Raw genomic sequence first — 22305 nt, 5'->3', positions numbered from 1 at the left:
GTGTCGCAGCGCGCATCGTTGCTCCGCCCGTTGACACCCGCCTTCTGGTGGCCCGCGCCATCCAGATGAGCGCGGGCCACCAGAAGGCGGGTGTCAACGGGCGGAGCAACGATGCGCGCTGCGACACCAGCCAGCCGATCATCGGCACCATCAGCAGGCAATGGGTGAAGGTCGAACTATTCCACCAGATGCCCGCCATGTCGGCGGCATCGCGCCAGAAAAGCGCGAGGATGACTGCTGCGAGCAGGCCGAGCGCGGCGAGATGGCGCTGCCAGAGCGTCATGCGGGCAATCCCAGAAGCTCGCCAAGCGGCGCCATGCGCGCGTCCCAGCCGTAACGCGCGATCATTTGCGCGCGCGCCGCCTGCCCCATCTTTGCGGCGACGTTGCGGTCGTCGAAGAGCGTGCAAACGGCGTCGGCGATCGCTTCCGCCCCGTCGGCGACGAACAGATGCTCGCCGGGCACCGCGTCGATCCCCGTCGCGGCGGCGGCGCTCGCGACCACGGGGCGCGCCATCGCCATCGCTTCGAGCAGCTTGTTCTGCACCCCCCGCGCGAGCAGCAGGGGCGCGACCACCGCGTCGGCGGCGGCAAGCCACGGGCGCACGTCGGCTACTTCGCCGGTCGCGGTCACGCCGGGCAGAGCTTCCAGCGCACGCACCTCCTCGGTCGGCGCGCGGCCGACGATCGCGAAGCGTGCTCGCAGCTGGCGCTTGCGGACCAGCGGCAGAATGTCGTTCGCGAACCAGCGGACCGCGTCGATATTGGGCCGGTAATCCATCTGGCCGGTGAAGACCGCGAGCGGTCCCTCCCCCGTCTCGACCCGTTCCAACGGGATAGCCGGATCGAAGCGATCGGTGTCGATGCCGTTCCCAACCGCGCGCACCTTGTCGGCGCCGAGACCGCTTTGGCTGCGGAACAGCGCCGCCTCCGCGTCGCTGACGAAGAGGCTCGCATCGGCGCGGCGCGCGACGTCCGCTTCATAGGCGGCAAGAACGCGCGCCTCGCGCTTGTGCACCCAATGCAGCGGCTGGCGCTTGTCCTGTTCCGCATAGGTGGCGAATTTGGCCGAATCGACGTCGACGAAATCCATCAGCACCGGCCCGTCGAAACAGGCCGGGAGATATTGCGCCATCTGGCCCGAGAAGGCGACGATATGGCTGATGCCGCCCTGTCCGATCAGCGCGTCGACATGGCGGGCGAGCGCGGCGCTGCGGAACAGGCGGTTCGACACCGGATCGCCGGTCAGGACCGCTTGCGCGAGCGCAAGCGGGCGCGATGCCTTGCGCACTTCGATCGCCAAGCTTTTGCAAAGCGGCGTCATTTTTTCGCGAGCGAGCGCGGCGTCGGCCTGATTGTCGGCGAGCGCCGCGACATGCACCGGCGCGAGCTTCGCCAGCGCCTCGAACATATGCCAGCTGCGGATCCGGTCGCCGCGGTCGGGGGGCCATGGCGCGCGGTGAACGAGGAACAGGATTTCGGCCACTAGCCAAGCCCGCGCGCGATCAGCGGCCCGATCCGGTTCGCCGCCCAAAGCGGCAGCTTCTTCCAGAGGTCGACCTGCAGCCGGTATCGGGCGCTGTTCGGATTGGTATCGCGCGGCGTTTCCCCGGGCGCGAGCCAGCGCGTGTAGATGAGCGGCTGCGGTTCGAAACCCCAATTCTTCTTATAGGCGAACGGGCCGGTGCCGAGCTTCGAGCGGCCGAAATCGAAGCGCGTGCAGCCCCGTTCGCGCGCGTGGCGCATCAGCGCGAAATACATGAGTTCGTTGGCGCGCAGACGGCGGGCGTCGGCGGTGCCGCCGCCCCAATAGGGCATGACGGTTCCGCGCCAGTATAGGCTGAGCACGCTGGCGACGGGGCGACCGCCTTCGCGCACCGTCAGGATATCCGCCGTGTCGCCAAAGGCATCGAGGACCGCGTCGAACAAGGCTTTCGGAAAGACGGGCGTTCCCAAGTTGCGAACGCTGGTCGCATAGATGCGGTAGTGGTCGCGGCGTTCGGCGGCATCGCGGCCGGTGGTGACGGTCAGCGCGCTTTCCAGAACCTTGCGCACTTCGGCGCGCTGCTTGCGCGGGATGGCGAGGAGTTCGGCATCATCGTCCGCCGCGAGGTCGCGCGCGAAGCCGGCGTAGACGCCCTCCTCTCGGGCCCAGCCCTCGCCTTCGGGCTGCGCGCCGCCGCGCAGTTCGACCGACGGCACGCCGAGCGATTTCGCCATGGAGGCCGCGCCTTGCGCCAGCGTCGTCGCGACGGCGGGATCGTCGGCCAATATGCCGCCGCCGACCGCGAAGCCGCTGCCGACGAGCGCCTGCCCGAAGAGCGGCGAGCGGATATGGTGGAGCGGCAGGATACCGGTGAGCGCGCCCGCCGCGTCGCGCGCGGTGACGAGGTGACAGCGATGCCCGGTCGCGCTGGTGATCGCCTCGCACCAGGCGCGGCTGTGGAAGGGGGTCGCTTCCAGATGCGCGGCGACATAGGCGTCCCATTCGCCCGCATCGGAGAGCGGCGCGCCCGAAAAGGCGTTCTTCGCGGCAAGCCCCGGCGCGTTCACGCCGCGGCGCGCCATCGCTGTGCGCGTTGTTGCTGCGCGGGGAGCAGGGCGTCGGCGCGCGTCCATTCGAAATCGGCAAGCAATTTCTTCAGCTTGCCAGCCATTGCCGACAAGCCGCTGTAATGGCGGATTTTCGATTTGATCGGCGCATCGGCGACGCGTGGCTGGCCGGGGTCGATTTCCCACGGGTGGAAATAGAGGATCGCCGGATGCCCCTCTTCATTCATCCGCGCGATCGCCCAGCGCGTGAAGCCATAGGGCAGCATTCGCATGAAGCCGCCGCCGCCCGCCGCCAATGTCCGCCCGGCAAAACGTGCGGTCGTCACCGGCCATTCGACGAGGTCGCTGTCGGCAAGCGGGCGCCACGCATGGCGCGGACTTTGCGGCCAGCCATAATGATCGTGGACCACGGGCGCGACGCTCGACGAATAGGCATAGCCTTGTTCGGCGAGCACCGCGTGCGCCCAAGGCGTGCGCGTATCGACCGAGAAGCTCGGCGCACGATAGCCGCGCACCTGCGCTCCGCCGAGGTCTTCGAGGATGGCCCGCGTCTTCTTGAGGTCCGCGGCGAATTCGTCCGCCGTCATATTGAACACGCGTTTGTGATCATAACCGTGGCTGGCAAGCTCGTGCCCCGCCGCGACGATGCGCTTGATCAGCGCGGGATAGCGTTCGGCAACCCACCCCAAGGTGAAGAAGGTCCCCGTCGCGCCGGCGTCGGCGAAAATCCGCAGCACCGCGTCGCAATTCGCCTCGACGCGGCATTCGAGCGTCGGCCAGTCGGCGCGGTCGATCGTGCGCTCAAAGGCGCCGACCTGGAACCAGTCCTCGACATCGACCGACAGGCCGTTCTGCATTTTCCCTCACCTTCATCAGCGGGATAGCCGATTTCGGCCGGCGTGTCAGGCGGCCCAGGTCCGCGACGTCGCCGGGTTGGGCGCGTTGTCGGGATCGCGCTCGACCCATTCGATGAGCAGGTCGAGAACGCGGCGAAGCGCTTCATCCTGTTCGACCAGCCGCGCCTCGAGCGAGGCGACCTGCGCCTCGAGCGCCGCGAGATGTTCGGGGTCGATCGCCGGCGCGGCCGGCGGGGTGATTTCGGTCGCGTCGGGCGCGACCGCGTCGGCGGCAGGCGGGGTCAGCGTGATGACCTGCGCCGGTTCGGCGGGCACGGCGAAAGGCGCCGGCCCCTCCGTGGCAGGTGCTGCCGCACGCTGCGGCCATTCGGGCGTTTCGTTCGTGGCCGCCGGGGCGGCGAAGGGCGCGGGGGTCGGTGCGACCGCCGTCGCGGCGGCCGCGACGACCTCTTCGACCGGCAGCGGGGCGAGCGTCGAGGCGTCGATGCCGCGATCGGCCTCGATCTCGGCGACGACCGAGCGCACATTCTGCGCGGTGATGCGATTCATCTGTTCGACCGCGCCATAGAGCAAAAGCCGGCTGACGAGGACATTGAGCTTGCGCGGCACGCCTTCGCTGTAATCGAAAATTTCCTCGAACGCGTCGGGGCTGAAGCTGGGGTTCCCCGTCCAGCCGACCTTGCCGAGACGGTGCAGGATATAGGGTTCGACCTCTTCGGGCTCCATCGGGTCGAGGTGGTGCGTCGCGATCACGCGCTGGCGCAGCTGTTCGAGCGTCGGCGAGTGAAAGAGCGTCTGGCGAAATTCAGGCTGGCCGAGCAGGAAGATCTGGAGCAGCGAATGGCCGCCGAGCTGAAAGTTCGAGAGCATCCGCAGCTCTTCGAGCGCCGAGATGGCAAGGTTCTGTCCCTCGTCGACGATCAGCAGCGTGCGTTTACCCGCGCGCGCCTGTTCGCGCAGATATTGTTCCATCGAACGCAGCAGTTCGGCCTTGCTCTGCCCTTCCCATTCGATCCCGAACTGTTCGGCGACGAGGCGGAGCAGATCGTCGCCCTCGACCTGTGTCGACACCAGCTTGACCGCGGTCAGGCGATTGGGGTCGATCGTGTTCATCAGATGGCCGACGAGCGTCGTCTTGCCCGCGCCGACGTCGCCGGTGATGACGATGAAGCCTTCGCCCTGCGCGAGGCCATAACCGAGGTAGGACATCGCCTTGCGGTGCGTGCCGCTTTCGAAATAGAAATTCGGGTCAGGCGTCAGCTGGAACGGACGGCCGGTGAAACCATAATATTGATCGTACATCGCTTGAATTCCCGTTCGACTGGTCAGAAGTTGTAACGCAGTCCCACCAAAGCTGAGCCGATAAGCTGGCTGTTGAAGCCTTCCTGATCGAAGGCGTTGAGGCTGGCCGCCGCGGTCCCGGTCAGGCCGCGCCAGAAGCGCCGCGAATAGGCAGCCGACAATCCGGCCGACTGGACGTCGCTTGCCCCCGGGGCGCCATTGTCGAAATAATTGACGTAGCCCGACAGGCTGAGGTCCGAATCGACGTCGAGCTGACGGCCCGCCGAAACGAAGAGATAATAGCTCTCATCCTTGATTCCGTTAAGCCCGCCGATCGGCGACAGCTGCGGCGCGAGCAGCTTGCGCTGGTCATAACCGAGGCCAACGCCATAGGCCCAGCCGCCGAAACGCGACGACAGCGTCGCCTGCACGCCGCGGCTGCGATATTGCGCCGAGGTCGCATTGCCGAGCTGGTTGTTGAGGCAACCACCGCCCTGCTGGCCGAACACGCACGGGTTGATATTGCCGCCGACCGGGTTGCGCGTCGGATCGAACTGCGTCGGCAGCGCGGCCAGTCCGCCCGACAGGCCGCGGCCGAGGCTCGACAGTCCGTCATAGACGCCGACCTGGATCGACGTCGCATGGTCGGCGCGATAGGCGAAGCTGCCGGTATAGATGGTATCGCCATAGCGGCGCCCGACCCTTGCCGTCAGGGACGTCCGGCGGCTCGGCCGCCACATCACCCCGGCATCCCAGATCAGCCCGTCGGTGTCGAACGACAGGCGGCGCGGGCTCGATTTGTCGGTGACAAAGCGGCCGTTCGCGTCGCGCACCGGAACGCCATCGGCGTCCAGCACAGGATCGCGCTGGCCGATCTCGATATCCTCGTAACCGACGCCGCCGAGCAGCGCGACGGTCGGGCCGATCGGCACCGTGACGTCGGCGCGGGCATATTTGCCCTCGTAACGCTGGTCGAGCTGGCTCGCATCCTCGCGCTCGTAACCGCCCGAAACCTGCCAGCCGAACGGCAGGTCGCCGGGGCGCGCACCGAGGCTGGCCCAGGCGACATGGTTGGTCGAGCTGTCGAAAATATCCTGCGGCTGCACATCGGGCGACAGGATCGCGGGCTGGTCGATATCGACCTTGGTATAGCCGAAGCGATAGCCGACGCCGAAGTCGAGCCCGCCGATCCGCCGCGCGAGCGTCGGCCCGGCGTAGACCGAATAGAGGTTGGCGACATTGCTGGCGTCGCCGATGAACAGGCCGCTGTCGGCGCCCTGCCCGTCGGCGCGCGTGCGCGTCGCGAGCGCGCCGCCTTCGAGATTGAGGCCGCGCGCGACTTCGAGCCGCCCGCGCGCAAGGCCGCTGACGACGTCGGTATCGCCCTGATCGCCCCAGCCGAATTGATGCTCGTAACGCAAGGTCGCGGCGAGTTCGGCGCGGCGCGTCACGATCGCGGCGTCGATGCCGGCCGCGACAGTTGTGTAGGTGAGCACGTCGCCGCCGTTCTTGAGATCGGCGGTCAGCACCTGCCCGACCTCGAGATAGGGGCTGACGTCGACCTGGCGCTGGGCTCGGCGGCCTTCGGCCCGGCTCTCCGCGCGGCCCGGCTCGGCCGTGGGCACGCCTGTTGGCGCTTCACCGGCGCTCGCACCGGGATCGCCCGAAAATTGCGCGTGCGCGCCCGTTGCGGTTCCGGCGAACAGAAGCGCCGCCAGCGTCGCAACATGACGCGCGGTGGTGGCGGAGCGCATCACGCGCCTCCCTGTCCGTAATAGGTGCCGAAGCGGCGGCCGCCCGGCGAATATTTCACCCCGTTGAGGAGCAGCTGGATATGCGGGCACGCGCCCATCAATCCGATGGCGTCGCGCAGCGCCGATTCAAGCGTCTCGTCGGCGCGCACGACCATGATCGTCTGACCGACATGGCCGGCGAGCACGGCGGCGGGCGAGGCGGCGAGCACCGGCGGCGAATCGAGGATCAGGATGCGGCCCGGCGCGCCGGCTTCGAGCTGGGCCAGCAAGGTCTCGGTACGTGCCGAAGCGAGCAGCTCGGTGTCGTGCATATGCTGGGTGCCGGCGGGCATGACCTTCAGCCCCGCGATGTCGGTCTGGATCAGGCAATCGCCGAGCGGCAGATGCGGGTCGGCGAGCGCGTCCATCAGGCCTGGACCGTCTTCCAGTCCGAGCGCATCGAGCACGCTCGGCTTCGCGATATCCGCGTCGATCAGCAGCACGTCGTGATCGGCCTCGACCGCGAGGCTGAGCGCCAAATTGACCGCCGAGAAGGTCTTGCCCTCACCCGGGTTCGCCGAGGCGATGAGCACGCGGTGCCCGCGCGGCAGGATCGGGCGGTTGCCCGCGCCGCCGAAATTGCGGATCAGCTCGCGCTTCACGATGCGATATTCTTCGGCGATGCCGGTGACCGGCGTGCCGGGTACGATCATGCCGCGCGATGCGAGCCGCTCGCGGTCGATCGTCCCCTGGCGCGCCGGAACGATCGCGGCCGCGGCCTTCGCGACATCCTTGCGCGGCGACGGCTTCGGCGCCGGCGCGGGTTCGACGGCGGGCGCGGCTTCGACGACCGGCTCGAGAATTTCGGGCTGCGGCGCCTCGGCCGCGGGTTCGGCCGGCTCGACCTTCTTCGCTTTTTTCTCCGGCTCGGGCGGCAGGTTCGACACGTCGATCGTCGGCGCGTTGGCGACGGGATCGAGCCCGAACATATCGGCGGCGCGTTCGAGGAGCGAGGGCGGACGTTTGACTTTGCGTTGATCGTTCATGTCATCGTCCCCCGTCACGCAACCATGCCGCGCTGGATGAATTCGGCGACGAGCAGCAACGCATAAAGCCCGACGAGCGCACCGCCGCCGCTGGCCAGCCAGACCAGCTTCTTGCGCCGCTCGACATGGCGTTCGGGCGTCACCACCTCGGTAATCGAGCCGATCACCGGCAGCCCGCTCGCGCGTTCGAGCTTCGCCGCGGTTGCATAGCTCGTGCGCACCTGGGCCAATCCGAAGGCGGCACCGATGCCGCCGCCGATCCCGGCAAGCAGCACGAGCGTCAGGAACAGCGGCCGGTTGGGTGCTGCGGGGCTTGTCGGTTTCGACGGCGGGTCGAGCAGCTCGATCTTCACCGCGTCGGTTTCGGTCTGCACCTCGCCGCGCAGGCGCACCTGCTCGCGCTGCGCGAGCAGCTTGTCATATTGCGCCTTGAACGCCGTATATTCGCCGTTGATCCGGTCATATTCGGCGGCGATGCCGGGGTTCTGGATCTGCTGCGCCGTGATCTTCGATATGTCGCCCATCAGCTGACTCTTGCGCGCCGACAGCGCGCTCACCGTCGCCTGACGCTCGGCGCGCATCGCGGCGAGCGAGGCATAGGCGGGGTTCTGGATGCCGCCACCGCCGCCCGTGCCTTCGCGGTCGGCGATGGCCTTCAGCGAGGCGATCTGGCTTTTGATCGCGATCATGTCGGGGTGCGCATCGGTCAGGCCGCGTGCGCGCATCGCCGACAGCTCGTTCTGCGCACCGGCGAGCTGCTGGCGCGCGACGCCGCCGCCGACGCCGCCGCCGCCGCCGGGGATCGACTGCGGGGTCGAGGCGAGCTGTCCGTTCGCCGCCGCGAGCTGCGCCTGCGCCGAGACGAGCTGCGAATCGATCTGGCTGAGTTCGGCGCGCGCCGCCTCGACGCGCTGCGCGGGCGAGCCCGCACCAGCCGGGATCAGCCCGATATTCTGCGCCTCGAACGCCGCCCGGCGCGCCTCGACCTCGCGCAGCGCCTTTTCGCGGTCGGCAATCTGCGAATCGAGGAATTTCAGGCTCTCGCGCGCGTTCATCCGGCCGCCGCGCAGCTGATCGTCGCGAACCACGGTGATCAGGCTGTCGAGCACCCCCGACGCGAGCTTTGCATTGTCGGCGTCGGAAAGGCTGCCCACCGCGATGCTCGAAGTGATTTCGAAGATATTGTCCTGCTGCGGAACGACCTTGATACTCTTTTGCAGCATCGCGACCGTGCCGGCCTTTTCGCGGTCGTTCGCGCCCGCCGGAAGCAGGCCCGTCGTCGCCGCGACCTTTTCCATATTGCGCGCACTGGTCAGCGTCTCGCGGATCTGGTCGATGCGCGGCCCCCGGCCGCCCTGCGCCTCGTCGGGCAGAATCTGGTTGATCTCGACGAGCAAACGCGCGCGGCTGTCATAGCGGTTCGGGATCGACGCGATCGCGAGCCAGCCGAGGATGCAAATACCCCACGCGACCGCGAGCACGAGCCAGCGGCGCGTCCAGACGCTGTGCACTGCCACCCGGAATTCGTCGTAGAGGCTGTTCATCGCTCGAAATCTATCCTTGGGAGATGGGTGAGTGGCCGCCGGTCGATATCAGAACATGCTTTCGGGGATGATGATCACATCGCCCGGCTGAAGCCGCACGTTCGCCTTGATATCGCCGCGCTTGATCAGGTCATTAAGCCGCAGGGCAAATTCCTGCTGCTTCCCACTGCCCTTGTCGAAACGGACGAGTCGCGCCTTGTTCCCAGCGGCATATTCGCCCAGGCCGCCGACTGCAATCATCGCGTCGAGCACGGTCATGTTGGCGCGGAACGGAATCGAGGCGGGCTTCTCGGTCGCGCCGACGATCCGCACCTGCTGCGAGAAGGTGCTGTTGAAGCTGGTGACGATCACGCTGACGATCGGGTCGTTGATATATTGGCTGAGCTGGAGCTTGATATCCTGCTGCAGCATCGTGGGGGTTTTCCCCACCGCGGGCATGTCGGTGATCAGCGGCGTGGTGATGCGCCCGTCGGGGCGCACCTGCACCTTGCCGCCGAGTTCGGGGTTGCGCCACACGAAGATCTGGAGCTCGTCCAGCGGGCCGATGATATATTCCTCGCCCGGCCCTTCCTGGTTCGCGACGAAATTCGCGCTGGGAAGCTGCGGCGCGTTTCCCGCCCCCATACAGCCGGTGAGCGCGGTCGCGGCAATGCCCGAGACGAGCGCGGCGCGCGCGATACGGAGCGAGGGAAACGAAGCCATAATCATCAACCTTTCGAGCCGCCGGGGGGAGCCGCGGTCAGAACTTAAGCGGCGACAGCCATTGCGTCAGCGTCCGTCCTTGCTCGGAAAGGGTGAACATAATGTTAGTATTGACATAAGTCTGGACCGCGGCCGCATCAAACTGTCCCGATTGGGAACAGGTCGTGCGGCGTCAGACGAGCATTTCGCGCGCCGGCCCTTGCCCCAGAAACGCCGCCGGGCTCGCGCTCGCGCCATAAGCGCCCGCCTGGAAGATCGCGATCAGGTCGCCGACCTCGGCGCGCGGGAGCGCGACCTGATCGCCGAGCCGGTCGAGCGGGGTGCAAAGGCAGCCGACGACCGATACCGTCTCGACAGGCTCGCGCCCGAAGGCGTTGGCGAGAGCGATCGGATAGTTGCGCCGGATCACCGTGCCGAAATTGCCGCTCGCGGCGAGCTGGTGGTGGAGGCCGCCGTCGGTGACGAGAAAGGTCTCGCCGTGGCTGACCTTCCGATCGACGATGCGCGTCAGATAGACCCCCGCCTCGGCGACGAGCCAGCGGCCGAGTTCCATCGCGAAGCGGCTGTCCGCGAGGACCGGGTCGCGCGCGCGCAGCGTTTCGCCGAGCGCCTGCCCGACCGCCATCGCATCGACCGCCATGTCGCCGGGGAAATAGGGCACCCCCATGCCGCCGCCGATATTGACGAGCGGCGGCGGCCCGCCGATTTCACTCGCCAGCCGCGCGGCGAGCGCAACGGTCTGCGCCTGCGTCTCGGCGATCGCAGCCGCGCCCAGCGCCTGCGACCCCGCAAAGATATGAAAGCCGCGCCAGTCGGCGCCGGCGTCGATCAGGCGGCGGACGAGCGCGGGAACCTCGGCGGCATCGACCCCGAAAGGCTTGGCGCCGCCCCCCATCTTCATCCCCGACCCCTTGAGGTCGAAGTCGGGGTTGACGCGCACCGCAAGTCTTGGCGTCACGCCCAGATGATCGGCGATCGACAGCGCGCGTGCCGCCTCGCCCGCCGATTCGAGATTGAGCGTCGCGCCGGCGCCGATCGCCGCTTCGAGCTCGCGGTCGCGCTTGCCGGGACCGGCGAAGCTGATGTCCGCCGCCGCGATGCCGCTCGCCAGCGCGGCCTTGAGTTCGCCGCCCGATGCCACGTCGAAGCCGTCGACGAGCCCCGCCATGAAGGCGAGCAGCGGCGCATAGGGGTTCGCCTTCATCGCATAATGAAGCTGCACCTCGGCAGGCATCGCGGCGCGCCATTCGGCGACGCGCGCGGCGAGCATCGCGCTGTCGTATACGAAGAGCGGCGTGTCGCCCGCGACGTCGGCGAGCGCGGCGGCGCGGTCGCCGCCGATCAGCAGCATGCCATCGGGATCGGCACGAAAGCCGGGCGGGATCGGGCCGTGCGGTTTCATTGCACTTCCTCCCGCGTCCAGCCCGCGGCGATCGCGACGCGATCGAGCTTGCCGTTCGGATTGCGCGGCAGTTCACTCCGCCATTCGATGGCCTGCGGCTGCATGAAATTGGGGAGGTTCTGGCGAAGATAAGCCGCGAGACTCTCGTCGTCGGCGGCGCCGTCCCTGCCGCGCACGATCAGGACGATCGCGGCGCCGAGCCGCGCATCGGGCACGCCGAAGGCGACGGCTTCATAGATCAGCCCCGACGCGACCGCGACATCCTCGACCTCGGTCGGGCTGACGCGATTGCCCGCGGTCTTGATCATCGCATCGTCGCGGCCGACGAAAGTGAGCAGGCCTTCGGCATCGCGGCGAACGGTGTCGCCCGACCATACCGCGGTGCCGCCATAGCGCGAGGCGGCGGGCGCGGGCTTGAAGCGCTGCGCGGTTCGTTCTTCGTCGCGCCAATAGCCTTTGGCGACCAGAGGTCCCGCATGGACGAGTTCGCCCGGCTCGTCGTCGGCGGTGACGCTGCCGTCGGGACGGCAGACGAGGATTTCGGCGTGCGGGATCGCGCGGCCCATCGAGGTTGGATGATCGGCGACGAGCGTGGGATCCAGATACGTCGAGCGGAACGCCTCGGTCAGCCCGTACATCGGGTAGATGTCGGCGCCCGGGAACGTCCGGCGCATTGCGTCGATCAGCGACGGCGTCAGCGCCCCCCCGCTGTTGGTCAGGCGTTGGAGTACGCCGGCGGTCTCGGCGGGCCATTCAGCCTCGACGAGCTGCACCCAGAGCGGCGGCACCCCGGCGAGCGTCGTTATCGCGTGCCGCGCGACCGCCTTCACGACGTCACGCGCGGTGAGATAGTCGAGCGGCGCGACCGCCGCGCCCGCGTACCAGCTCGAAAGCAACTGATTCTGCCCATAGTCGAAACTGAGCGGCAGCACGCCGAGCACGCGGTCGTCGGGGAACAGCTTGAGATAGGAGGCGACACTTTCGGCGCCGAGCCACAGGTTCGCGTGGCTCAGCATCACGCCCTTCGGCCGCCCGGTCGAACCGCTGGTGTAGAGGATGGCGGCAAGATCGTCGGGCTCGGCGATCGACGGCGGCAGCCCCTGCCCGCCCGAATCGATCACCTCTTCGGCGATCTTCAAATCCTGGAGCGCGCAGTCTTCGGGACGTCCATCGCCGAGCATATCGGCGCGCGAGCCATTGGTGACGAGCAGCTTCGCCCCGCTGTCGGCGAGGATATGCGCGACCTGCGGCCCCTTGAGCAGCGGGTTGACCGGCACATGGATCAGCCCCGCGCGCGCCGCGGCGAGCGGCATCAGGCAGGCGGCTCTGGTTTTCGCGCTCCAGCTCGCGACGCGTTCGCCGGGTCCAACCGCCTGTTCGAGCAGCCACGCGGCGAGGCGGCCGATCCCGGCGTCGAGTTCGGCGAAGGTCGTGACCTTGTCGCCGATCAGCAGCGCAGCCGCATCCGCCGCGCCGCGAAGGGCGAGATGGTCGATCGGAAACGAAGGCGGGTTTTCGGCTTTGGTCATCGGCTGTTAGGAGTGAGGTGATAGAGGGCCGCACGATGCAAGGGAACGGTGAAGATCAGGCTAATGATATTGCGGCGCGCGCCGCAGGCTTCGTCTCGCCCTTCGATCGGGCAGAATGGTTCGACCTGCTGACGGCGCATGGCTTTGCGGGGCAAGGCCGGATCGATGCACGCGGCGCAGCGAACGGCACCGCGGCGTCGCTGCCGCTGCGTGTCGAAAGGCCGGGGCATCTGGCGGGGCTGACGAACTGGTACAGCTTTGCGATCCGGCCGCTTTTTTTGGGCGGAAGCGACCATCGCGCCGCGCTGCTCGCGCTGTTTCGCGATCTGCGCTCCCAAGCGGCGCGGTTGACGCTTTATCCGGTTCGCGACGAAGACCGGGCGGGCATCGCGTCGGCGCTTCGCGACGCCGGCTGGTGGGTGAAAGCCAACCCCGTCGGCGACCGCCACTGGCTCGATCTGTCCGATCTGGACCATGATAGCTGGTGGGCAAGCCGCCCCGGGGCGCTGCGCAGCACCGTCCAGCGCAAGGCAAAAAAGGGGATCGTCGCGGTCGAGCTACTCACCACTTTCGATCCCGGAAGCTGGGCGGCCTATGAACAAATCTACGCCGCGAGCTGGAAGCCCGAAGAAGGCGACCCCGCGCTGCTCCGCGCCTTCGCGGAAATGGAAAGCGCGCGCGAGACTTTTCGCATGGGAATCGCCCGGATCGAGGGAGTCCCGGTCGCCGCGCAGTTCTGGACGGTCGAGGACGGTACGGCCTTCATTCACAAGCTCGCGCATGTCGAGGACAGTCTGAAAGCCTCACCCGGCACTTTGCTCTCGGCGGCGCTGTTCCGTCATGTCATCGAGGTCGATGGGGTGAATCGCGTCGATTTCGGCACCGGCAACGACGCCTATAAGCGCGACTGGATGAACCGGCACGAGCGGCTGTGGCGTATCGAGGCTTTCAATCCGTCGCGTGTCGCGGCATGGGGACCGGCGTTGAAGGCTTTTGCCCACTCGCTGCTGAGGAAAGAGAAGTGACCGAACCCGCCCCTGACGCAACCGGCGTCGACGCCACCCTTCGCGCGCTGCTCGCCGATGTGCTCGGGCTCGGCGAAGCGCGCGCGGCCGCGCTGACCGACGACAGCGGACTGTTCGGCGAGCTTCCCGAATTCGATTCGATGGCGGTGGCGACGGTGCTCACCGAGATGGAGGACCGGCTCGGTATCGTCATCGACGATGATGAGGTCGATGGCGAAATCTTTGAAACCTATGGCAATCTTCTCGCCTTCTCGTGGCGCAAGGTGAACGGCTGAACTCGCCGATGCGCGCATGATCGAACATCTGCTGCGTATCGACCCCGTCGGCGCGCCGCGCGCCACCGTCCTGATCGTTCCGCCGCTGTTCGAGGAAGCGAACCGCACGCGCCGGACGCTGGTGCTCGCGATGAGCGCGCTGGCGGCCCATGGCTTCGCGGCGGTCCTGCCCGACCTGCCGGGTCAGAATGAAAGCCTCGTCCCGCTGGTCGAGGCCGACCTGACGCGCTGGCAGGACGCGCTCGCCGAGGTTGCGGCCGCCATCGACGGCCCGGTTATCGCCGCGTCGGTTCGCGGCGGCGCGCTGATCGATCATCGCGCGGGCGTCGCGGCATGGTGGCGCCTTGCCCCCGTCGGCGGCGCTTCGCTGCTCCGGACGCTGATGCGCGCGCGCATCGCCGCCGACCGCGAGGCGGGGCTCAACTCGTCGCTCGAAAGCCTGCAGGCCGCGGCGGAAACCGCGCCGCTGCTTGTCGCCGGCAATGCGTTGTCGCCCGCGATGGTCGCCCAACTGGGCGCCGCCGAAGCGCAGTCCGTCGAACCGCTGCGCAGCATCGCGCTGGGCGCCGATGGCATCGCGGGCACGCCGCTGTGGCTGCGCGCCGAACCCGGCGAGGATGCCGCGATGGCAGCGGCGCTCGCGGCCGACATTGCGGCATGGAGCACGTCATGCGGCATCAGTTGAGCTTCGACTGCGAAGGCGCGGCGCTTGCCGCCTCGCTCGACGATGCGCCCGGCGGCACCGGGCTGCTGATCGTGTCCGGAGGCAATGAAATCCGCAGCGGCGCGCATCGAGGCATGGCGATGCTGGCGCAGCGCGTGGCGGCGGCGGGGCATCCGGTATTCCGTTTCGACCGGCGCGGGATCGGCGACAGCGAAGGCGAAAACCGCGGCTTCGAAGGAAGCGGCCCCGACATCGCTGCCGCGATCGCCGCCTTCCGGCAGGCTGCGCCCCATGTCACGCGCGTCGTCGCCTTTGGCAATTGCGACGCGGCGAGCGCGCTGCTGCTGCACCAGCCGCTCGCGCTGGACGCGCTGATCCTCGCCAATCCATGGACTTACGAAGGGCCGGATGAGGATGGCAGCGACAAATCCGCGCTGCCGCCCGCGTCCGCCATCCGCGCGCGTTATCTGTCGCGTCTCAAGAACCCCAGTAGCCTGCTCCGCCTGCTGAAGGGCGAGATCGATCTCCGCAAATTGTTCCGCGGCCTTTCGGCGCTCAAACAAGCGCCGCGACCGGCAATGGCGGACAGCCTCGCCCACCGCCTCGAAAGCGCGTTCGCCGAACTTTCCTGCCCGGTGACGATCCTGCTCGCGACCGGCGACCGCACCGCGCAGGCCTTTGCGGAGAGCTGCGGTCGGGCGCTGGCCTGTAGCGGGAAAGAGCCGGGCACAATCCGCGTCGAGCGCCTCGACAGCGCGTCGCACAGCTTTGCCGGCGAGGATGGCGATTGGCTGACGGCGCGGGTTTTGGCGGCTCTGGTCGTCTAGGCGTCCGCCATCGCGTGATATTCGGCTTCGGCGAGGAACCGCTCCGCATCGAGTGCGGCCATGCAGCCCATGCCCGCAGCAGTCACCGCCTGGCGATAGATTTTGTCGGTGACGTCGCCCGCGGCGAAGACGCCGGGGATCGCGGTGAGCGAGGTGCCCGGGGTCACTTCGAGATAGCCGTCGGCGTCGAGCGGCAGCTTGCCCTTGAACAGCTCGGTCGCGGGGCTGTGGCCGATCGCAACGAAACCGCCGTCGGTCGGCTCGTGGCTCGCCTCACCCGTGACGGTGTCGATCAGGTCGACGCCGACGAGCCCCGACACGCCCTCGCCCGCGACGAAGCGGTCGACCTTCTTGTTCCACAGCACCTTGATCTTGGGGTTGGCATGCAGCCGGTCCTGCAGGATCTTTTCGGCGCGCAGGCTGTCGCGGCGGTGGATCAGCGTCACATCGTCGCTATGGTTAGTCAGGTAGAGCGCCTCCTCGACCGCGGTGTTGCCGCCGCCGATCACCACGACCTTTTTGCCGCGATAGAAGAAGCCGTCGCACGTCGCGCACGCCGATACGCCCTTGCCGCCCAGCTCCTGCTCGCCTGGAACGCCGAGCCATTTCGCCTGCGCGCCGGTCGCGATGACGAGCGTTTCGGCCATGTAGAGGTCGCCGCCGTCGCCGGTCAGCTTGAACGGGCGGCGCGACAGGTCGACGTCGACGATGGTGTCCCAGATCATGCTGGTGCCGACGTGCGTCGCCTGCGCGGTCATCTGTTCCATCAGCCACGGGCCCTGGATCACCTCGGCGAAACCCGGATAATTTTCGACGTCGGTGGTGATCGTCAGCTGGCCGCCGGGCTGGAGCCCCTGCACCACGATCGGCATCATGCCCGCGCGCGCGGCATAGATGGCGGCCGAGAGGCCGGCGGGGCCGGAACCGAGGATGAGCATCTTGGTATGGTGAACGGCGGGCATGGCGATCTTTCATTGGCTGTGCGGCAGGCACAGATGGGTGTTGCCAACTGCGCTAGCAAGGGTCACCTTCCGCGCCAAGGGGAGACTGGCGAATGGCAAGCTGGTGGGAACGTCATGGAGTGCCGCGGCTGATCAAATGCGCCTGTTCGCAGGGGCAGATCATGAAGGTGCGGAGCAGGGTCGTGCCGCTCGCGCGCGGCCATGTGCTCGAACTCGGCTGCGGCGGCGGGATCAATATGGAATTCTACCGGCCCGGGCAGATCGAGAGCTTTTCGGGCCTCGACCCCTCGCCCGAGCTGCTCGCGATGAGCCACGCGGCCGCTGCGGAACGCGGGATCGACGCCGACATCCGGAGCGGCGTCGGCGAGGCGATGCCGTTCGAAAGCGCGCGGTTCGACACCGTGGTCACGACCTTCACCCTCTGTTCGGTAACCGATCAGGCGGCGGTGCTCGCCGAAATCCGCCGCGTGCTGAAGCCCGGCGGGACGGCACTGTTCCTCGAGCATGGCTCCGCACCCGACGCGGGGGTCGCGAAATGGCAGCGGCGGATCGAACCGATCTGGAAGCGCATCGGCGGCAATTGCCACCTCACGCGTCCGATTGGCGACGCTTATGAAAAGGCGGGATTTGCCGTCGACCGGCAGGGCGCCGCCTATATGCCGAAAACGCCGCGGCCGTTCGGCTGGGTCGAATATGGCGTCGCGCACTCGGCGGGCTGACGGGCTCAATTCTTCTCGCCTACCTCGACCAGTCCGTGCCCGACGCTCACCCGCTCGTCGAAAACGAAGCAGCTGCCGTGCCAGCGGCTGTCGCCCTCGGGCACCTGTTCGAGATAGGCGAGGATGCCGCCCTTCAAGTGGACGACGTCCTCGACGCCTTCGTGGCGCAGGAAAGCGGTCGATTTTTCGCAGCGAATGCCGCCGGTGCAGAACATCGCGACGCGCTTGCCCGCGAATTTATCGGCGTTGGCGCGCCACCAGCGGGGGAAGTCGCCGAAGCTTTGCGTGCCGGGATCGACCGCGCCCGCGAAGCTGCCATAGCCGACCTCGAACGCGTTGCGCGTGTCGATGAGCACCGTATCGGGATCGTCGACGAGCGCGTTCCAGTCGGCGGGGTCGACATAAGGCGCGGCTTCGCGCGCCGGGTCGAGCCCGGGAACCTTGAGCGTGACGATTTCCTTCTTCAGCCGCACCTTCATCCGCTGAAACGGCATGTTGGCGGCGGCCGAATATTTGACGTCGAGCCCGGCGCAATCGGGAAGCGCACGGATATGGTCGATGACGGCGGCGATGCCATCGACGGTTCCCGCGATGGTGCCGTTGATGCCTTCGCGCGCGAGGAGCAGCGTTCCCTTGATGCCTTCGTCCATGCACAGGTCGAGCAAGGGCTGACGCAATGCCGCGGGATCGTCGAACGAGGCGAAGCGGTAGAGGGCGGCGACGGTGTAGGTCATGGCGCCCGCCCCCATAGCCGTTCGCCCTGAGCTTGTCGAAGGGCCGTTTCCCTTCATTCCGTCATCCCGGCGAAGGCCGGGATCTCGCCGGATCGTCATGACGGGAGGTTGAGATCCCGGCCTTCGCCGGGATGACGATATGAAGATTGGCCTTACCCGAACGGATCGCCCCGCCCGGTCGCATATTGCGCCATCGCCATCGTCGTCCATTGCGCGTTGACGCGGATGCAGCTCGGAAAGACGCTGGCGTCGGTGACGAGCACATTGGTCGTTTCGTGGACGCGGCAATCGAGGTCGACGACGCCATGTTGCGGATCCTCGTTGATCGCATTGCCGCCGTGCGGATGGCTGCTCGACAGCGTCACATCGTCCTGTTCGCGGATCGCATCGCGGAAGAAGGCATCGACATCCATGTCGGGCGTCACCTTCTGCCCCTTCGCCAGCGCGGGATAGCATTCGAGCGCGCCGGCGGCGAAATGGACCTTGGTCAGCGTCGCCATCGCGTCGCGCAGCACCGGCAGGTCGTCGCTGGTGTCGAGCCGGAATTCGAGCTTGCCGTCCTTCACCCGCCCGCGCCGGTCGGCCGGGAACAAGATGCCCGCCGAATGGACGCGGCCGAAATTCTTCATGCGGTTCGCGTGATCGCCGAACCAGCCGGGCATCAGCGACGCCATCGACATCGGCGGCTGAAAATGGCTTTCGAGCAGATAGTCGCCGCAATCGACATAGCTCGACATCTGATCCTCGTCCCACGCGGCGCCGCCGACGCCATCGGGCATCAGCGCGACGACCGGCGAAGCGACGTTGAGCGAGACCTGATAGCCGGTGCGGTCGATGTCGCTACGGTCGAGCAGCTTCGACGAGGCGATCGTCCCCGCCGCGACCACGACGCCGACGCGCGCGCGGACGAGCGTCTTTGACCCGTCGGGCAGGACCAGCTTCACCGCCTCGGCCTCGCGCCGGCCGTCGTAGGCGGTCTGCCAAACGATCCGGTCGACCTTGGTATCGGGGAGTATCCGCGCCCCGAAATCGCGGCACGCCTCGGGCAGATATGTCTGCGCGATCCCCATGCGGCGGCCGTAGGCGCAGCCCGAATTGCAATAGCCGCAATAAGCGCAGGCACTGGCCGTATTCGGCGGGCCGAAATTCTTGGCGAACCAGTCGGTAACGGCACGTTGATCGCGCGGGTTGTTCGACGTCGCGGCATAAGCGCGCCACCCCTCGATCAGATGTGGGCCGTTGTGACGCCCGCTGCGCGGTTCGATCGGCGCGATGCCGAGCCGCGCCTGCACCGCGTCATAGCTGGCGTGAAAGGCGGCGGCGTCGATCGGGGCGCCGATGCTCGCCCATTTGGCGAGCACATCCTGCGCGTCGGGATGCGTCCGCCCCGCTTCGTTGACGCGCAGGCAAATCCCGTTGTTGATCGTCGACGACCCGCCAACGCAGCGGCCCTGGAACACGACGAAATCGCGGTTGGTCGAGGTTTGCAGCGCGCCATGTTTGTAGAGCCGCGCGATCATGTCGAGTTCGTGATGGGTGATCGCGTGGCTGGGATAGAAGGGCCCCGCCTCGACGATCAGCACCTTGTAACCCTGCGCCGCGATATTGCGCGCGGCGACCCCGCCCCCCGCGCCCGAGCCGATGACGACGACGTCATATTCATCTTCGACGCTGCCAGCATCCAATATGTGCGCTGGGTCGATTTCGCGGCCGTGGACGGGGTCGAGCGGGACCTCGAAGGCGCCGCGCTGGCGAAAGGCGGGAAGCGTGAAGCCGATCTGCCGATGCACCGGATTGGCGGCATTGGCACCCTGATCGCCGGGTTCCAGCCCCGGCTGCCAATGGCCGTAATAGCAGGCGTAGATGATGCCGCGCAGCCGCGCCATATCCTGAAACAGATCGATCTGGCTGTTCTTGAGGCGATCGGTCAGCCGTTCCACGCGGTCCGCGATATCATTCTCGGTGAAAAAGGGCCCGCCGAGCACTAGCTCGGTCGCGGTCAGCGACAGCCGGATTTCATCGAGCTTGGTGCCACCAACCTTTTCGAACAGATCGCAGACATTGGCGACGACCTGGTCGGCCGAAATCACCATCTCGGCCTCGTGGAACAGCGCCTCGGTCAGCGCCTTCAGAAATTTGAGCTGCCCGAAATTGAACGGTGCCGTCATCGCCCTGCCCCCATTGCCCAATGCCGCAAAATGCCGCCTTATAGGGGGGTGGAGCAAGCTGTATTGTATGGGATCGCCAATCAGAGCCGACCCTAAGCGCTGCGCGCGAGGGTCTCGACCGGCAGGAACGGCCGCACCGCCGCCATCGCGCGGCTCACATAATCGGCCTTTTCGCCGACCGGCGCGACATAGTGGAGCGCTTCTTCGGCCGCCGCCGTCCCGGCGAGGCGCGCGATGATCCACGCGCCAAGATATTGCGACGCGAGGCAGCCGCCCGCCGTCGCGACATTGCCGTGCGCGACGAAGGGCGTATCGAGCACCTCCACCCCCGCCTCGATCACCCAAGGTTTGGTGGTGAGATCGGTGCAGGCGGGGAGATTGCCGATCAGCCCGAGCCGCGCGAGCAGCAGCGTTCCCGAACATTGCGCGCCGACAAGCTGGCGTGCGGGGTCGAGCCGGATGCGGCCGAGCATCAGCGGATCGGCCGCGATCTCGCGCGTCCGGATGCCGCTGCCGATGATCACCGCATCGGCCTTTGCCGCGAAGTCGAGCGGTTGCTGCCGCTCGATCGTCACGCCGTTCATCGAGGTGACCTGCGGCGTCGGCGCGGTGATATGCGCCTCCCAGCCCTGTCCGCGCAGGCGGTTGAGGATGGCGGCGGCGACGAACGAATCAAGTTCGTTGAAGCCGTCGAAGGTCAGCACCGCGATCTGCACGTAAAAACTCCTGCGAAAGATGAAGGACCAAAGGGGCTCGCGCCTACACCGCGCCTTCGAAGATGTCATCAACCCAGCGCGACCGCGCGGCATCGTCGCGCGGCGAACCGAGATAGCGGGCCCACGCCGCGCTTTCGTGCGCGACGATGCCGAGCTCCCAGACACAGAAGGTCGGGCGCACCACGCCCGGCTGCGGCGGATAGGCCGCGTCGAAGGGCACGAAGGCGGGCATGTCTCCATGCCGGTACCAGACCGCTTCCCACAGCTCGTTCGAGCCGCGCCACACCGACACGAGCAGGAAATAGAAATCGGCGCCGCAGCGGTGGAGGATGACGAAGCCGCAATCATTTTCGGTCAGCGTCGCGGGCGCCTGCTCCGCGAACCACTGCGCCGCCAGCGTCTTGACATCGTCCGGCACCGGCGCGTCGGGGGCGGTCAGATGATAGAGTTTCAGCGCGGCGCCGCCGGCCTCGACGCACGAATGATAGCGCGCTGCTTTCGGATGGTGGCGATAGGCGCGATCGACGGCAGCGGACATAGGCGGGACTCCAGAATGTTCCCTCTATGTTCTAATCAAATCGCGCCGCGGCGCAACCGCTATCGACGGGTCAGCGCAGCGCGATCGTCAGATGCGCGACCGCCACGATGTCCGTCAGCCGGTCGCGCAGCTCCTCGCACGACACGTCGCCCTTCACTTCGACGATCGCCGCGCGCGCCTCTGGCCCGACGCGCCAGACGTGGAGGTCGGTGACGACCGCCCCCGCCGCCTCGACGCGCGAGCGGATCGCCGCCGCCGCCTCATCGTCATTCGTGTCGAGCAGGATCGCGGAGGTGTCGCGCATCAGTCCCCACGACCAGCGCGCGATCACCAGCGCCCCGACGATACCCATCGCGGGGTCCATCCAGTGGAGTCCGAGATAGCGCCCCGCGAGCAGCGCGCCGATCGCGAGCAGCGAGGTCAGCGCGTCGGCGAGGACGTGGAAATAGGCCGAACGAAGGTTATTGTCGTGACCGTGGTGGTGGGCGTGATCATGGTCATGTCCGTGCCCATGATGATGATGTCCGCCCATCAATAGCAGCGCGCTGACGACATTGACCAGAAGGCCGAGCACCGCGACGAGCGTCGCGCTCGCGAAATCGACGCGAACCGGATCGATCAGCCGCAGGAAGGATTCGACCGCGATGCCGATCGCGAAAATGCCAAGGATCAGCGCCGAAGCAAAACCGGTGAGGTCGCCGACCTTTCCGGTACCGAAGCTGTAGCGCGGATCGTGGCGATGCTTCTTGGCATAGCGATAGGCGAGCGCGGCGAGGCCGAGCGCGCCGGCGTGGGTCGCCATATGGAAGCCGTCGGCGAGCAGCGCCATCGACCCGGTCCAGTAACCCGCCGCGATCTCCGCAACCATCATCACCGCGGTCAGCGCGACGACCCACAGGGTGCGCTTCGCATTCTCGTCGTGCGAGGCGCCGAGGAAGTCATGCAGATGCTGGGTGGACGGGGATTCGGACATGCCGCCTATCTATTTCGCATCGCGGCTTATTCGACAAGGGGCGTGGGTGTGGAGATGG

The 22305-nt window shown here is 67.3% G+C and carries 22 protein-coding genes; 5 read left to right on the top strand and 17 right to left on the bottom strand.

The genetic code is table 11. From position 1 onward, the window contains the following. The 11 genes from FG95_RS07920 to FG95_RS07870 all read right to left on the bottom strand — a co-directional run. A partial coding sequence (locus tag FG95_RS07920; protein WP_037555132.1) for an archaeosortase/exosortase family protein occupies positions 1–283 on the bottom strand: 283 nt, incomplete at its 3' end. Then, complete coding sequence (locus FG95_RS07915) at positions 280–1485, bottom strand: TIGR03087 family PEP-CTERM/XrtA system glycosyltransferase (RefSeq protein ID WP_037555131.1); 1206 nt, start codon at positions 1483–1485, stop codon at positions 280–282. The genes FG95_RS07915 and FG95_RS07920, both read right to left, overlap by 4 nt. Then, positions 1485–2567 carry a FemAB family XrtA/PEP-CTERM system-associated protein gene (locus FG95_RS07910; protein ID WP_037555130.1) on the bottom strand — a complete coding sequence of 361 codons (1083 nt, stop codon included), beginning with the start codon at positions 2565–2567 and terminating at the stop codon, positions 1485–1487. The genes FG95_RS07915 and FG95_RS07910 overlap by 1 nt, the downstream gene beginning before the upstream one ends. Further along, positions 2549–3409, bottom strand: coding sequence for an XrtA system polysaccharide deacetylase (locus FG95_RS07905; RefSeq protein WP_037555128.1), 861 nt, complete (start codon positions 3407–3409; stop codon positions 2549–2551). Before FG95_RS07905 ends, FG95_RS07910 begins: the two co-directional genes overlap by 19 nt. 45 nt (positions 3410–3454) lie before the next feature. Next, positions 3455–4711, bottom strand: a complete 1257-nt coding sequence (locus FG95_RS07900; protein WP_037555127.1) for an XrtA/PEP-CTERM system-associated ATPase — start codon at positions 4709–4711, stop codon at positions 3455–3457. Between the two features lie 23 nt (positions 4712–4734). After that, complete coding sequence (locus FG95_RS07895; protein WP_037555126.1) at positions 4735–6444, bottom strand: hypothetical protein; 1710 nt, start codon at positions 6442–6444, stop codon at positions 4735–4737. Further along, a complete protein-coding gene (locus tag FG95_RS07890; RefSeq protein WP_037555146.1) occupies positions 6444–7469 on the bottom strand; it encodes a P-loop NTPase in 1026 nt (341 codons plus the stop codon). Before FG95_RS07890 ends, FG95_RS07895 begins: the two co-directional genes overlap by 1 nt. Positions 7470–7483: 14 nt before the next feature. Next, a complete protein-coding gene (locus tag FG95_RS07885; protein WP_037555124.1) occupies positions 7484–9013 on the bottom strand; it encodes an XrtA system polysaccharide chain length determinant in 1530 nt (509 codons plus the stop codon). Positions 9014–9061: 48 nt separating this feature from the next. Then, positions 9062–9715, bottom strand: a complete 654-nt coding sequence (locus tag FG95_RS07880; RefSeq protein WP_037555123.1) for an XrtA/PEP-CTERM system exopolysaccharide export protein — start codon at positions 9713–9715, stop codon at positions 9062–9064. A 172-nt stretch (positions 9716–9887) separates the two neighbouring features. Beyond that, positions 9888–11117, bottom strand: a complete 1230-nt coding sequence (locus tag FG95_RS07875; RefSeq protein ID WP_037555122.1) for a pyridoxal-dependent decarboxylase, exosortase A system-associated — start codon at positions 11115–11117, stop codon at positions 9888–9890. Further along, positions 11114–12646, bottom strand: a complete 1533-nt coding sequence (locus FG95_RS07870) for an acyl-CoA ligase (AMP-forming), exosortase A system-associated (protein ID WP_037555121.1) — start codon at positions 12644–12646, stop codon at positions 11114–11116. Before FG95_RS07870 ends, FG95_RS07875 begins: the two co-directional genes overlap by 4 nt. Before the next feature lie 35 nt (positions 12647–12681). Here FG95_RS07870 and FG95_RS07865 point away from each other — a divergent pair, with 35 nt between their 5' ends. From FG95_RS07865 to FG95_RS07850, 4 genes are read left to right on the top strand one after another with little or no spacing between them, the layout of a single operon-like run. Next, on the top strand, positions 12682–13671 hold the full coding sequence (locus FG95_RS07865) for a GNAT family N-acetyltransferase (RefSeq protein WP_037555120.1): 990 nt from the start codon (positions 12682–12684) through the stop codon (positions 13669–13671). Beyond that, positions 13668–13946: an acyl carrier protein gene (locus FG95_RS07860; RefSeq protein WP_037555119.1), complete on the top strand. Its 279-nt coding sequence runs from the start codon at positions 13668–13670 to the stop codon at positions 13944–13946. The genes FG95_RS07865 and FG95_RS07860 overlap by 4 nt, the downstream gene beginning before the upstream one ends. Before the next feature lie 16 nt (positions 13947–13962). Next, on the top strand, positions 13963–14631 hold the full coding sequence (locus FG95_RS07855; protein WP_037555118.1) for a hypothetical protein: 669 nt from the start codon (positions 13963–13965) through the stop codon (positions 14629–14631). Further along, positions 14616–15437 carry a hydrolase 1, exosortase A system-associated gene (locus tag FG95_RS07850; protein ID WP_037555145.1) on the top strand — a complete coding sequence of 274 codons (822 nt, stop codon included), beginning with the start codon at positions 14616–14618 and terminating at the stop codon, positions 15435–15437. The genes FG95_RS07855 and FG95_RS07850 overlap by 16 nt, the downstream gene beginning before the upstream one ends. Here the strand turns inward: FG95_RS07850 and trxB are convergent. Continuing rightward, positions 15434–16399 carry a thioredoxin-disulfide reductase gene (gene trxB, locus FG95_RS07845; protein ID WP_037555117.1) on the bottom strand — a complete coding sequence of 322 codons (966 nt, stop codon included), beginning with the start codon at positions 16397–16399 and terminating at the stop codon, positions 15434–15436. The two genes, FG95_RS07850 and trxB, sit on opposite strands and share 4 nt — an antisense overlap. Before the next feature lie 92 nt (positions 16400–16491). On the opposite strand from trxB, the gene FG95_RS07840 reads away from it, so the two are divergent. Beyond that, the gene (locus FG95_RS07840; RefSeq protein WP_037555116.1) at positions 16492–17118 is read left to right on the top strand and encodes a class I SAM-dependent methyltransferase; all 627 of its coding nucleotides are present in this window, start codon (positions 16492–16494) and stop codon (positions 17116–17118) included. A 5-nt stretch (positions 17119–17123) separates the two neighbouring features. On the opposite strand, the gene trhO is transcribed toward FG95_RS07840, so the two are convergent. From trhO to dmeF, 5 genes are all read right to left on the bottom strand, one after another. Then, positions 17124–17852: an oxygen-dependent tRNA uridine(34) hydroxylase TrhO gene (gene trhO / locus FG95_RS07835; protein ID WP_081933062.1), complete on the bottom strand. Its 729-nt coding sequence runs from the start codon at positions 17850–17852 to the stop codon at positions 17124–17126. Between the two features lie 152 nt (positions 17853–18004). Then, entirely contained in the window at positions 18005–20020 is a 2016-nt protein-coding gene (locus FG95_RS07830; protein ID WP_037555115.1) for a GMC family oxidoreductase N-terminal domain-containing protein, read from the bottom strand. 92 nt (positions 20021–20112) lie between these two features. Next, a complete protein-coding gene (locus FG95_RS07825; protein WP_037555114.1) occupies positions 20113–20736 on the bottom strand; it encodes a DJ-1/PfpI family protein in 624 nt (207 codons plus the stop codon). Positions 20737–20779: 43 nt separating this feature from the next. Continuing rightward, positions 20780–21274 (bottom strand): hypothetical protein, encoded by a 495-nt coding sequence (locus FG95_RS19840; RefSeq protein WP_052182195.1) that lies wholly within the window; start codon positions 21272–21274, stop codon positions 20780–20782. A 70-nt stretch (positions 21275–21344) separates the two neighbouring features. Then, a complete protein-coding gene (gene dmeF / locus FG95_RS07815; protein WP_037555113.1) occupies positions 21345–22247 on the bottom strand; it encodes a CDF family Co(II)/Ni(II) efflux transporter DmeF in 903 nt (300 codons plus the stop codon). Positions 22248–22305 lie beyond the last annotated feature (58 nt).

The sequence above is a fragment of the Sphingopyxis sp. LC363 genome, from assembly GCF_000756385.1.
Taxonomy (GTDB): domain Bacteria; phylum Pseudomonadota; class Alphaproteobacteria; order Sphingomonadales; family Sphingomonadaceae; genus Sphingopyxis.
Note: the sequence above shows the minus strand (reverse complement) of the source record. Positions and strands in the feature narration are given on the sequence as shown.

What these genes read in the sequence shown, in the direction of transcription:
- FG95_RS07910 (WP_037555130.1), bottom strand. Translation starts at nt 2,567, where the DNA reads ATGGCGCGCCGCGGCGTGAACGCGCCGGGGCTTGCCGCGAAGAACGCC.
- FG95_RS07905 (WP_037555128.1), bottom strand. Translation starts at nt 3,409, where the DNA reads ATGCAGAACGGCCTGTCGGTCGATGTCGAGGACTGGTTCCAGGTCGGC.
- FG95_RS07900 (WP_037555127.1), bottom strand. Translation starts at nt 4,711, where the DNA reads ATGTACGATCAATATTATGGTTTCACCGGCCGTCCGTTCCAGCTGACG.
- FG95_RS07895 (WP_037555126.1), bottom strand. Translation starts at nt 6,444, where the DNA reads ATGCGCTCCGCCACCACCGCGCGTCATGTTGCGACGCTGGCGGCGCTT.
- FG95_RS07890 (WP_037555146.1), bottom strand. Translation starts at nt 7,469, where the DNA reads ATGAACGATCAACGCAAAGTCAAACGTCCGCCCTCGCTCCTCGAACGC.
- FG95_RS07885 (WP_037555124.1), bottom strand. Translation starts at nt 9,013, where the DNA reads ATGAACAGCCTCTACGACGAATTCCGGGTGGCAGTGCACAGCGTCTGG.
- FG95_RS07880 (WP_037555123.1), bottom strand. Translation starts at nt 9,715, where the DNA reads ATGGCTTCGTTTCCCTCGCTCCGTATCGCGCGCGCCGCGCTCGTCTCG.
- FG95_RS07875 (WP_037555122.1), bottom strand. Translation starts at nt 11,117, where the DNA reads ATGAAACCGCACGGCCCGATCCCGCCCGGCTTTCGTGCCGATCCCGAT.
- FG95_RS07870 (WP_037555121.1), bottom strand. Translation starts at nt 12,646, where the DNA reads ATGACCAAAGCCGAAAACCCGCCTTCGTTTCCGATCGACCATCTCGCC.
- FG95_RS07865 (WP_037555120.1), top strand. Translation starts at nt 12,682, where the DNA reads ATGCAAGGGAACGGTGAAGATCAGGCTAATGATATTGCGGCGCGCGCC.
- FG95_RS07855 (WP_037555118.1), top strand. Translation starts at nt 13,963, where the DNA reads ATGATCGAACATCTGCTGCGTATCGACCCCGTCGGCGCGCCGCGCGCC.
- FG95_RS07850 (WP_037555145.1), top strand. Translation starts at nt 14,616, where the DNA reads ATGCGGCATCAGTTGAGCTTCGACTGCGAAGGCGCGGCGCTTGCCGCC.
- trxB (WP_037555117.1), bottom strand. Translation starts at nt 16,399, where the DNA reads ATGCCCGCCGTTCACCATACCAAGATGCTCATCCTCGGTTCCGGCCCC.
- FG95_RS07840 (WP_037555116.1), top strand. Translation starts at nt 16,492, where the DNA reads ATGGCAAGCTGGTGGGAACGTCATGGAGTGCCGCGGCTGATCAAATGC.
- trhO (WP_081933062.1), bottom strand. Translation starts at nt 17,852, where the DNA reads ATGACCTACACCGTCGCCGCCCTCTACCGCTTCGCCTCGTTCGACGAT.
- FG95_RS07830 (WP_037555115.1), bottom strand. Translation starts at nt 20,020, where the DNA reads ATGACGGCACCGTTCAATTTCGGGCAGCTCAAATTTCTGAAGGCGCTG.
- FG95_RS19840 (WP_052182195.1), bottom strand. Translation starts at nt 21,274, where the DNA reads ATGTCCGCTGCCGTCGATCGCGCCTATCGCCACCATCCGAAAGCAGCG.
- dmeF (WP_037555113.1), bottom strand. Translation starts at nt 22,247, where the DNA reads ATGTCCGAATCCCCGTCCACCCAGCATCTGCATGACTTCCTCGGCGCC.